The organism is Achromobacter sp. Marseille-Q0513 (genome assembly GCF_018195695.1).
In the GTDB taxonomy this organism is placed as follows: Bacteria; Pseudomonadota; Gammaproteobacteria; order Burkholderiales; family Burkholderiaceae_B; genus Achromobacter.
The window spans coordinates 1-10308 of record NZ_JAGTJY010000205.1 but is presented as its reverse complement, the minus strand read 5'-3'; the positions used below and the strand labels follow the sequence as shown (position 1 = coordinate 10308).

Genomic DNA, 10308 nt, shown 5'->3' with positions numbered 1-10308 from the left:
GCTTCAACCCCGCCCAGATCCCCGCGTAGCAGCAGGCGCCGAAGATCCAACCCGACAAAGCCCCCGCCATCACGCCCGACAACAACGTGCCCACGGTGCAACCCAGCGCGGTCATGCCGCCCCAGCCCATCAGCACGCCGCCGGCGAAATTGCGGCCGATCTGCGCCGCCGACGGCAGCCTGGGCTTGAACGCGCCCGCCGCCAGCGCGGCGGCCCAGGCACCCGCCACCAGCGACAGCACGAACACGCCATTGTTCGACAGCAGCGCCTGCTTGACCGCCGTGGCGCAGCCGGCGAAGCCGTCCAGCCCCTCCAGCCGCGCCGGCAGCCAGCCGGCATCGAAGGCCGCCGTGCGCGCCAGGCTGCCCAGTTCGGCGGTCACGCCCAGCGGCGCGACGCGCAGATAGGCGATCACGGCGATGAAGGCCACGGCCAGTCCCCCGGCGGCGGCGGGCCAGCGCAGCCGCAGCGCGGCCTGCCAGGCATGGCCCGTGGCGTCGCTGGCATCGCGCGCGGCGGCATCCGGCCGCGACAGGCGCGAGACGCCCCACGCCAGCGCCGCCAGCGCCGCGCATTGCAGCAACGCCGAGCCGCCATAGCCCAGATGACGCGGCAGCCAGCCCACCGGCGCCGCCTGGATCAGCGACAGGTACAGCGTGTTCCACGAGGCAAAGCCCAGCGCGAAGCCGACCGCCGCTCCCAGCAGCGCGAAAGGCGAGCCCAGCGCGCCCTCGCCGATGCGGTAGAAATGCGCGCTGATGCAGGATCCCGAGATCCGCATGCCCAGTCCGAACACAAACGCCCCGACCGCCAGCGCCACGCTCACCGGCCCGATATGCGCGCCCGGCGGCAGGCGATCGGCGCCCGGCACCGGCAGGAAGGCGCCGAACACCGCGTGATAGCCCAAGGTGCCCGCCGCCAGCGCGATCAGCACCGCGTACAGTCCCGAGGCCTCGCGCCGCTGGATGAAATCGCGCGCGATGCAATAGAAGCAGAAGCCCGAACGCTGCAGGGCCACGCCGAAGGCCGCGCCCAGCAGCGCCGACAATGACAGCGCCCGCCCGACCTCGGGCAGGCCCGACAGCCAATATGCCCACAACAAGACGGCCGCCAGCACGCCGGCGGCCGCCGCCAGGCCTGCGCGCATCAGGTCTTGCCCCAGACCGTGCCGGCCGGGTTGCTGATGGGCGAGCCCACGCTGTTGCCATACTCGGTCCACGAGCCATCATAGTTGCGCGTCTCGTAGCCCAGCAGCTTGCTCAGCGCGAACCAGGAATGGCTGGAGCGCTCGCCGATGCGGCAGTAGGTGATGACGGGCTTGCTGCCGTCCACGCCGGCGGCCTGGTAGATGGCCTTCAATTCCTCGGCGGACTTGAAGGTGCCGTCCTCGGCCACCAGCTTGCTCCAGGTCACGTTGACCGCGCCCGGCACATGGCCGGCGCGCACCGCCAGCTCGGGCACGCCGTTGGGCGCGAAGATCTTGCCGTTGTATTCGTCGGCCGAGCGGATATCGACCAGCACCCCGGGCTTTTCCTTGCGCGCCACGGCCAACACGTCCTGCAGCCGCGCGCGCAGCGCCGGGTTGGCGTCCTTGACGCGGGCGTTGCCCGGCGCGTGCACGGTGGCGCTATTGGCCAGCGGCCGGCCCTCGGCCTCCCATTTCTTGCGGCCGCCGTCCAGCAGCTTCACGTTCTGGATGCCGTAGATGTCGAATACCCAGGCGCCCCAGGCCGCGAACCAGTTGTTGTTGTCGCCGTACAGGATGGTGGTGGTGTCGGCGTCGATGCCGGCGCGCGCCAGCAATCCCTGGAACTGCGCCGGCGGCGCGATGTCGCGGCTGACGGTGTCGACCAGGTCGGTATGCCAGCTGACGTTGGCCGCGCCCGGGATATGGCCGCGCTCGTACAGGCCGGGATTCACGCTGACCTCGACCACGCGCACCTTGGGGTTCTTCAGGTTCTGTTCCAGCCAGTCGGTGCTGACCAGGAACTTGGCGTGTTGCGCCGTGGCAGGCGCGGCGGCCAACAGGGTCAGCGCCACGAACGCGCCGGCCAGCAGATTGCGTAGGGACATCGGGTTCTCCTTGTCATGTCGGGAAGGCTTCCCTCTCGAACCGCGACGATATCGGCGGCTCGGCCGCGCGCGAACGACAGAGTTTTCATATCCTGATTACCTGTTCAGCAGGTTGTCAGCAACGACAGCGGGCGAGCGGGCCTGCCACAGCAGCAGCGCCAGCCCCAACAGCGCGAGCAGTCCGCCAGCCAACCCCACCTGCGCCACGCCCGCCGCGCCCAGCGCGAGGCCGCCCGCCCAGGCGCCCAGCGCAATGCCGGAATTGAAGCCCGCGATGTTCAGCCCAGCGGCCACGCCCTGCGCCTGCGGCGCGCGCAGCCTGGCGATGCCCATCAGCCGGGCCTGCAGCGCGGGTACCGCCGCATAGGTGAACAAGCCCAGCGCGGCGACCGCCACGGCCATCGCCACCGGCGAGCGCGCGCCCGCCCACATGCCCAGGGCCGCCGCGCCGATGCCCGCCACGATCGCCACGCTGGCGCGCTGCACGCCGAGGCTGTCGGTCAACCTGCCGCCCAGCGCGTTGCCGATCGCGGCGAACAGCCCGTAGGCCAGCATGTACATCCCCACGGCGCGGACATCGACCCCTGTCGTGTCCAGCAGGAGCGGCGCGATGTACGTATAAGCCGAGAACGATCCCGCGTAGGCCAGCACCGTCACAGCCGAGGCGGCCAGCAAGGCCGGATGCGCCAGCATCTTCAATGCCAGCCCCGCCGACGCCGCGCCGCGCGCCGCCGCCCCGATGGGCAGCGCCTTCATGCCCCACAACAGCCCAGCGCATCCTACGCCGCCGCAAGCGGCAATCGCCGCCAGCACGAGCCTCCAGGAGATCGTCTCGCCGATATAGGCGCCGACCGGCACGCCGATCGCCATCGCGGCCGTGAAGCCCGCGAACACGACGGCCACGGCGCGACCGGCCCTGGCCTCTCCCGCCAGTTGCGCGGCGGCGGCGGACGCGACGGCGAGAAACAGGCCATGTCCCATGCCTGCGACGAAACGCGCCGCCTGCATGGACGCCAGGTCGGGGGCCAGCGCGGCCGCCAGGCTGCCCGCAGCAAAGGCCAGCATCGCGGCCAGCACCACGCGCCCGCGCGGCCAGGCGGCCGTCACGGCGCTCAACACCGGCGCCGCGAAGGTCGCGCCCAGCGCATACAGCGTCACGGCGCTGCCCGCCTGCCCGACGCCGACCTCCAGCCCCTGGGCTATGGCATGCGCCAACCCGATCGGCACGAACTCGGCCAGGCCCAGCGCGAATGCGCTGAGCGAGAAAAGATAAACCACGAACGGCATGATGGACTCTCTATGTGTGAAGCGTGAATCAAGGCACGCACACACTCTAGGCAAGCGCCATCGATAGATAAAATGATGATTTCATGCCCTCAGGCCAATTTTTCTTATGGCTGGGGCCACCATGCGCCGCCCGGCGGCACGACGCCATGAGCCACCTGGATCATCTGCATACCTTCATCGAGGCCTATCGGCTCTCGTCCTTCTCGCGGGCCGCCGAACGCCTGGGCATGACCCAGCCGGCAGCGTCCCTGCACATCCAGGCGCTGGAAGCCTTCGTCGGCAAGCCCCTGTTCCTGCGGCGCGCGCGCGGCGTCACACCCACCGACGCCGCCCATGAACTGGCGCGCGCCGTCGGCCCCATGCTCGACGGCTTGCAGGCCCGCCTGGCCAGCTACAAGCTGGGCGGCGACCTGTCCGGCACGCTGCACATCGCCGGCCCCGCCGACTTCATCGCCGCGCGGCTGGCCGACGGACTGGCGCCGCTCATGGCGCAGGGCCTGCGGATCCGCGTGCACACCGGCAACCGCGAGCGCATCTACGGCCTGCTCGGCGACGCCAGCGCCGACCTGGCCATCACCGCGTCCCTGCCCGACGAGCGCGCGCATGGCTACGCCAGACTGCTCACCGAGCGGTTCCAGCTGGTGCTCGCGCCCGCGCTGGCGGCCAGCCTGGACAAGCGCGACCTGGCCGCCGGACTCGCATCGCTGCCCCTCATCGCCTACGACGAAGACCTGCCCCTGGTGCGGCCTGTCTGGAACGCGATGTTCCGCCTGCCCCCCGCCTTGCAGGCGACCATGACCATTCCGGACCTGCGCATCATCCAGGACCTGGTGATCGCAGGCCACGGCTGGTCCGTCCTGCCCGACTATCTGTGCGCGCCTGCCCTCAAGGCCGGCCGCCTGGCCGCCCTGGCCCCGCGCCGCGCGGCCGCGCAGAGCAATGATCTGTATCTGGTCTGGAACAAGGGCGCGCTGCGCAATCCGCGCACTGTCCACGCGCGCGACGCCATCCTGCGCCTGTTCGATTCCGCCTGAAGACCGGCCGCCGGCTTCGGGCGGCCCCTTGCCATTGCACGATGCTGGACGCGGCCGGAATATTAGTTGTACGATACAACCAATCCTGCACCGCCCCACCATGGAGCCGCCATGAGCACCGACCCATCCCTCGTCGAAGACATCCGCGCCGCGTCCCGCAGCATGGTCCGCGAACTCGGCTTCATGCAGTCCACGCTGGCGGCCAGCGGCCATTCCGCCTCGGCGGTGCACACGCTGCTGGAGATCGACGCGCGCGGCGCCATGACGGCGGCGCAGCTCGCGCCCTTCCTGGGCCTGGACAAGTCCAGCATCAGCCGCATGCTGGCCAAGCTGATCGAGGCCGGCGAGCTGGAGGAAGCCGTGGCCGGCGACGACGCCCGCGTCAAGCAGCTGTCGCTGACCCGGGATGGCAAGCGCAAGGTGGACCAGATCCATGCCTATGGCCGGATGCAGGTCAACACCGCGATGGCGCGGCTCAACCCCTCGCAGCGCCAGGCCGTGGCCCAGGGCCTGGGCGCCTATGCCCAGGCCTTGCAGGCCTGCCGCGAAAACGACGAGGCGTTCCGGCCCGGCGCGTCCAATCCGGTCACGATCTGCGCCGGCTACCAGCCCGGCATGATCGGCCGCATCACCGAAATGCACGCCGCGTTCTACGCGCGCCACGCCGGCTTCGGCCAGTTCTTCGAAAGCCAGGTCGCGACCGGCGTGGCCAAGTTCGCCGGCCGGCTCAACCAGACCGGCAACCACGTCTGGCTGGCGATGCTGAACGGCCGCATCGTCGGCTCGGTCGCCATCGACGGGCAGGACCTGGGCAACAACCACGCGCACCTGCGCTGGTTCATCCTGGACGACGGCTGTCGCGGCAGCGGCGTGGGCCGCCAACTGCTGGCCGAGGCCGTGGCCTACTGCGACCGGCTCGGCTTCGCCGCCACCCGGCTCTGGACCTTCAAGGGGCTGGACGCGGCCCGCAAGCTGTATGAGTCGGTCGGCTTCCAGCTGGTGCGCGAGGAAGCCGGCGAGCAATGGGGTTCGACGGTCACCGAACAGCAGTTCATCCGCCCGGCGCCGCTGTCGTAGCGCTTTCAGTTTGCTGTCATTCCCGGGCAATGTTCCCGAACGATGATGCTCGCAGGCAGCGCCGAGGTGGCGTCTGTCACACGAATGACACATCACGGGAACACTGATGAGCACTCCGGATTTGGACGACATCCCGTCCAACGCTTCCACCGCCCCCCATTTCAACGACGTGGTGAGCCGCGTGCTGTCGCGCCGCGGCTTCCTGAAGGCCGGCCTGGGCGCCGGCGCGGTCGGCTTCATGGGCGCGGGCCTGACCGCCTGTGGCAGCGATGACGATGATGATTCCCCCGCCAAGCCGGTCACGCCGGAAAAACCCACGCCTGAGCAGCCCAAGCCGGTCGACCTGAATTTCAAGGCCGTGCCCATGAGCACGGCCGACACCGTCGTGGTGCCCGAGGGCTATCAGTACGCCGTGCTCAACCGCTGGGGCGATCCGCTGTTCGCCGGCGCGCCCGCCTTCAAGGCCGACGCCAGCAACGGCGGCGCCGATCAGGCCCGCCAGATCGGCTACAACCACGACGGCATGCACTTCTTCCCCATCGACGGCACCGACAGCGCCACGGGCAGCAGCGTCGAAGGCCTGATGGTCACCAACCACGAATACACCACGCCGGAATACTTCTACCCCGTGGGCGTGGTGCCGGGCAACGCCCAGTGGAACCTGGACTGGGTGCGCAAGTCGCAGCACGCGCACGGCGTGTCGGTGCTGCACATCCGCCTGACCAACGGCAAGTGGGCGCCGGTGCTGGATTCGCCGTTCAACCGCAGCGTCAACGCCAACGTCGCCATGCAGCTGGTCGGCCCGGCCGCCGGCAGCCGCCTGGTCAAGACCAACGCGGACCCGTCCGGCACGCGCTGCTTCGGCACCTTCGGCAACTGCGGCAACGGCTACACGCTGTGGAACACCTACCTCACCTGTGAAGAGAACTTCACCGACTATTTCGGCATCAGCAACGCCGCGCCCGCCTCGGTGAACTACCCCGACACCGAGTACCAGCGCCACATGGAGCGCTACAAGGGCACGGGCAAGACCTCCAGCGGCTCGTACCGCTGGGACTACTTCGACGACCGCTTCAACTGGTCGATCGAGCCCAACGAATACAACCGCTGCGGCTGGATCGTGGAAATCGACCCGTTCGATCCGAACTCCACGCCCAAGAAGCTGACCGCGCTGGGCCGCTTCAAGCACGAAAACGCCGCCATGACGCTGGCCGACGACAAGCGCGTCGTGGTGTACATGGGCGACGACCAGGCCAGCGAATACATCTACAAGTTCGTCTCCGACGGCAAGTACGACCCGGCCCGCCCGGCGCTGAACCGCCTGCTGCTGGACAAGGGGACGCTGTACGTCGCGCGCTTCCTGGACGGCGCCGCGCAGGGCGACGCCATGGGCGTGGGCGAGTGGATCCCGCTCAAGCTCGACACCCCGGCGCTGGCCGGCGGCACGCTGGGCGCGTTGTTCAACCAGGACATGGGCGAGCTGCTGGTCAAGACCCGCCAGGCAGCCGACGCCGTGGGCGCGACGCCGATGGACCGCCCCGAGTGGATCACCACCCACCCGGTGACGCGCGAGGCCTATGTCACGCTGACCAACAACAGCTCGCGCGGCAGCGGCAACGACCGTTACCCCGGCACCAAGCATCCCGGCAAGAACGACGCCAACCCGCGCGACAACAACGTCTACGGCCAGATCGTGCGCTGGCGCGAGAAGAGCGGCGACCCGGCGTCCCTGAGCTTCGAATGGGACATCTTCGTGCTGGCCGGCAACCCCACGCTGTACCCGCGCACCGACCTGCGCAGCGGCTCGGCCAACGTCACCGCCGAGAACACCTTCAACAGCCCCGACGGCCTGGCTTTCGACAAGCGCGGCCTGCTGTGGATCGAGACCGACGGCAATTACTCCAATACCGGCGCCTATGCCGGCCAGGGTAACAACCAGATGCTGGTCGCCAACACGAGCAGCAAGGAAATCCGCCGCTTCATGACCGGCCCGGTCGGCTGCGAAGTGACGGGCCTGACCTGGACGCCGGACCTGAAGTACCTGTTCATCAACATCCAGCACCCGGGCGAAGGCCCGAGCGTGACGGATGCGCAGAACAACCCGCTGATCGCCTCGAAATGGCCGGACGGTGCCAGCGCCACCCGGCCGCGTCCGGCCACGGTGGTGATCTGGAAGCAGGACGGCACGGCGGTGGGCAGCTGAGCCTGGATCGCGGTTGATCAAGCAAAAACGCCGGAGCGCAAGCTCCGGCGTTTTTGTTCGCGCGTTCCGCCTGGCGCCGATCGCATGGCCCCGCGCGCTGCGCTATCCCCGCAGGAACGCCAGCATCCTGCGCGCCAGCTCGCGCGGCTGCTCTTCCGGTATGTAATGGCCGCAATCGCTCAACACCCCGCCCTGCAGGTCGCGCGCCAGCGGCTTCAGCGCCTCGTGCAGATTGGGCGCGCTGCCCCGGTCGCCGCCCAGCGCCAGCACCGGCACCGTCAATGGCGCGTCGCGCAGCTCGCGGTTCTGCAAGGCGTCCTGGTGCGCCGCGCGGTAGTAGCCCAGCATGCCGCGCAGGCCGCCCAGCGTCTGGTAGACGCGTTCGTACTCGTCGATGTCGGCGGCGCTGAACACGCCGGGCTTGTTGGCCGTCTTGCGGCTGAAGAACCACTCGATCAGGATGCGCTCGCGCCCCTGCAGCAGCGCCTCGGGCAGGTCCGGCACCGAGTTGAACAGGAAGTGCCAGCTCTTCCAGTTGTCCGGCCCCAGCTCGATGGCGGGCTTGAGCGTCACGCCGGGAATGTTGGCGTCCAGCAGCACCACCCGTTCCACCTCGTCGGCATGGCGCGCGGCATACGGATAGGCGATCCAGGCGCCGATATCGTGGCCGGCCAGCGCATAGCGCGTCAGCCCCAGCGTGTGGAACAAGGCGCGCAGCCGCTCGCCGGCGGTGCGCGTGTCATAGCCGTCCAGCGGCTTGTCGGAATCGCCCTGGCCCGGCAGGTCCACCGCGTACACGCGGAAGTGCGGCGCCAGCAGCGGCATCACCCGGCGCCACGCGTACCAGCTCTGCGGAAAGCCGGCCAGCAGGATCAGCGCCGGACCCTCGCCGCCCTCCACCACGTGGTAACCCAGCCCGTCCACCTCGACCCGCGCGTGGCGGAATGGCGCGCCGTCCAGCTCGAACGCAGCCGCGTCCGCGTATCCCTTGCTCATCGCGCCCCCTTCAGTTGACCGCGCCGCCGACGACGCGGATGTCGGTGCGCACTTCCAGCGCCGTGGCGATCAGCAGCCGCACGCCGGCCACCAGCGTATCCAGCGCCATGCTGGGCTGGCCGGGATGGGCCGCCGCCATTTCCGGCAGATATGGCACGTGCACGAAGCCGCCTCGCAGCTCGGGCCGCCGGGTGGCGATGTAGTGCGACAGGCCGTAGAAGATGGCGTTGCAATTGTAGGTGCCCGCCGTCAGCGAGGCCGAGGCCGGCACGCCGGCCTGGCGCAGCGCGTGCACGATGGCCTTGACCGGCAGCGTCGAGAAGTACGCGCCCGGACCGCCGGCGATCACCGGCTCGTCGATGGGCTGGCGGCCGGCATTGTCGGGAATCCGCGCGTCCACCAGGTTGATGGCCACCCGCTCGACCGACACGTCGGGCCGGCCGCTGGCCTGGCCCAGGCACACCACCAGGTCGGGCCGCGTCTCTTCCAGCGCGCCGTGCAGCCGGTCCAGCACCTCGCTCAACACGCAGGGCAGCTGGCGAGCAGCCACCGTGGCGCCGCCGATGACGGCGCCATCGAGCCGGCGCGCCGCCTCCCAGGAAGGGTTGATGGTTTCCCCGTCGAAGGGTTCGATACCGGTGAGCAGCACGGTGGGCATGGCGTGGTCCTGAAAGCGGGATGAGAAAGAAAACAGCGCCGCGCCGGTCCGGCCAGCGGTCCGGCGCGCGTCAACGTCATCCTATGTCCAGCATGCCGAATTGTTGAAATCGATATTCAGTATTCGTAATATTGACGGCATGAATCTCGCCGCCATAGACCTGAACCTGCTGGTCGCCTTCGAGGCCCTGTACGACACCCGCAACGTCACGCTGGCCGGCCAGCGCATCCATCGCGCCCAGCCTTCCGTGAGCAGCGCGCTGGGGCGGCTGCGGCGGCTGTTCCAGGACGAGCTGTTCCTGCGCACGGCCGAGGGCATGCAGCCCACGCCCAAGGCCGACGCGCTGATGCCCGCCGTCAGCGCGGCGCTGGACCAGATCCGGCAGGCGCTGGCGCAGGGCGCGCCCTTCGATCCGGGCTCGGCGCAGGGCCGCCGCTTCACCATTGCCGCCAGTGATTACGCTGATGTGGTCATCGTGCCGCACATCGTCGCCGCGCTGCGGCGCGACGCGCCCGGGGCGGACCTGCGCGTGGCGCGGCTGGACCGCGCCCAGCTCTATGAACAATTGGACAATGGCAGCGTGGACCTGGCCATTGGCGGCCATCTGGCGCCGCCCAAGCGCATGCTGTCCGAACGCCTGTACGACGAGAGCTTCGTCTGCATCGCCGACCAGCGCCATCCGGCGCTGCGCGGCCGCAAACTGGACCTGGAACGCTATCTGGCCCTGCCCCACGCCCTGTTCACGCCCAGCGACGACGGCTCGGCGCGCGGCGTGGTCGACGCCAGCCTGGCGCGCCTGGGCCGCAAGCGGCGCGTGGCCTGCACCTTCGCGCACATCGTGGCGCTGCCGCACGCGGTGCGGGGCACCGACCTGATCGCCACGCTGGCGCGGCGCGCCGCCGCGCGGCTGGCCGGCGACGGGCTCACGCTGCGGCCGCTGCCGGCCGAAGTGGACCCCGGTCCCTTCTCCATCGATATGG

General features: G+C 69.7%; 9 protein-coding genes. 4 read left to right on the top strand and 5 right to left on the bottom strand.

Features of this window, described 5'->3' with window-relative positions; translation table 11 throughout:
• The 3 genes from KDH83_RS26800 to KDH83_RS26790 all read right to left on the bottom strand — a co-directional run.
• On the bottom strand, positions 1-1147 hold a 1147-nt coding region (locus KDH83_RS26800), incomplete at its 3' end, for a YeeE/YedE family protein (RefSeq protein WP_212321279.1).
• A complete protein-coding gene (locus KDH83_RS26795) occupies positions 1147-2073 on the bottom strand; it encodes a sulfurtransferase (RefSeq protein ID WP_212321277.1) in 927 nt (308 codons plus the stop codon). The genes KDH83_RS26800 and KDH83_RS26795, both read right to left, overlap by 1 nt.
• Positions 2074-2169: 96 nt before the next feature.
• The gene (locus KDH83_RS26790; protein WP_212321275.1) at positions 2170-3360 is read right to left on the bottom strand and encodes an MFS transporter; all 1191 of its coding nucleotides are present in this window, start codon (positions 3358-3360) and stop codon (positions 2170-2172) included.
• Between the two features lie 146 nt (positions 3361-3506).
• On the opposite strand from KDH83_RS26790, the gene KDH83_RS26785 reads away from it, so the two are divergent.
• The 3 genes from KDH83_RS26785 (at position 3507) to KDH83_RS26775 (ending at position 7674) form a co-directional block, all read left to right on the top strand.
• Positions 3507-4394, top strand: a complete 888-nt coding sequence (locus KDH83_RS26785; RefSeq protein WP_212321273.1) for a LysR family transcriptional regulator — start codon at positions 3507-3509, stop codon at positions 4392-4394.
• A 111-nt stretch (positions 4395-4505) separates the two neighbouring features.
• Positions 4506-5471, top strand: a complete 966-nt coding sequence (locus tag KDH83_RS26780) for a helix-turn-helix domain-containing GNAT family N-acetyltransferase (protein ID WP_212321271.1) — start codon at positions 4506-4508, stop codon at positions 5469-5471.
• Positions 5472-5577: 106 nt separating this feature from the next.
• On the top strand, positions 5578-7674 hold the full coding sequence (locus KDH83_RS26775) for a PhoX family phosphatase (RefSeq protein ID WP_212321269.1): 2097 nt from the start codon (positions 5578-5580) through the stop codon (positions 7672-7674).
• 102 nt (positions 7675-7776) lie between these two features.
• Here KDH83_RS26775 and KDH83_RS26770 read toward each other — a convergent pair whose 3' ends face one another.
• Positions 7777-8670, bottom strand: coding sequence for an alpha/beta fold hydrolase (locus tag KDH83_RS26770; RefSeq protein ID WP_212321267.1), 894 nt, complete (start codon positions 8668-8670; stop codon positions 7777-7779).
• A gap of 10 nt (positions 8671-8680) precedes the next feature.
• A complete protein-coding gene (gene pcp / locus KDH83_RS26765; RefSeq protein WP_212321265.1) occupies positions 8681-9328 on the bottom strand; it encodes a pyroglutamyl-peptidase I in 648 nt (215 codons plus the stop codon).
• A gap of 139 nt (positions 9329-9467) precedes the next feature.
• On the opposite strand from pcp, the gene KDH83_RS26760 reads away from it, so the two are divergent.
• Positions 9468-10308: LysR family transcriptional regulator (locus KDH83_RS26760; RefSeq protein WP_212321264.1), on the top strand; the 841-nt coding region annotated here is incomplete at its 3' end.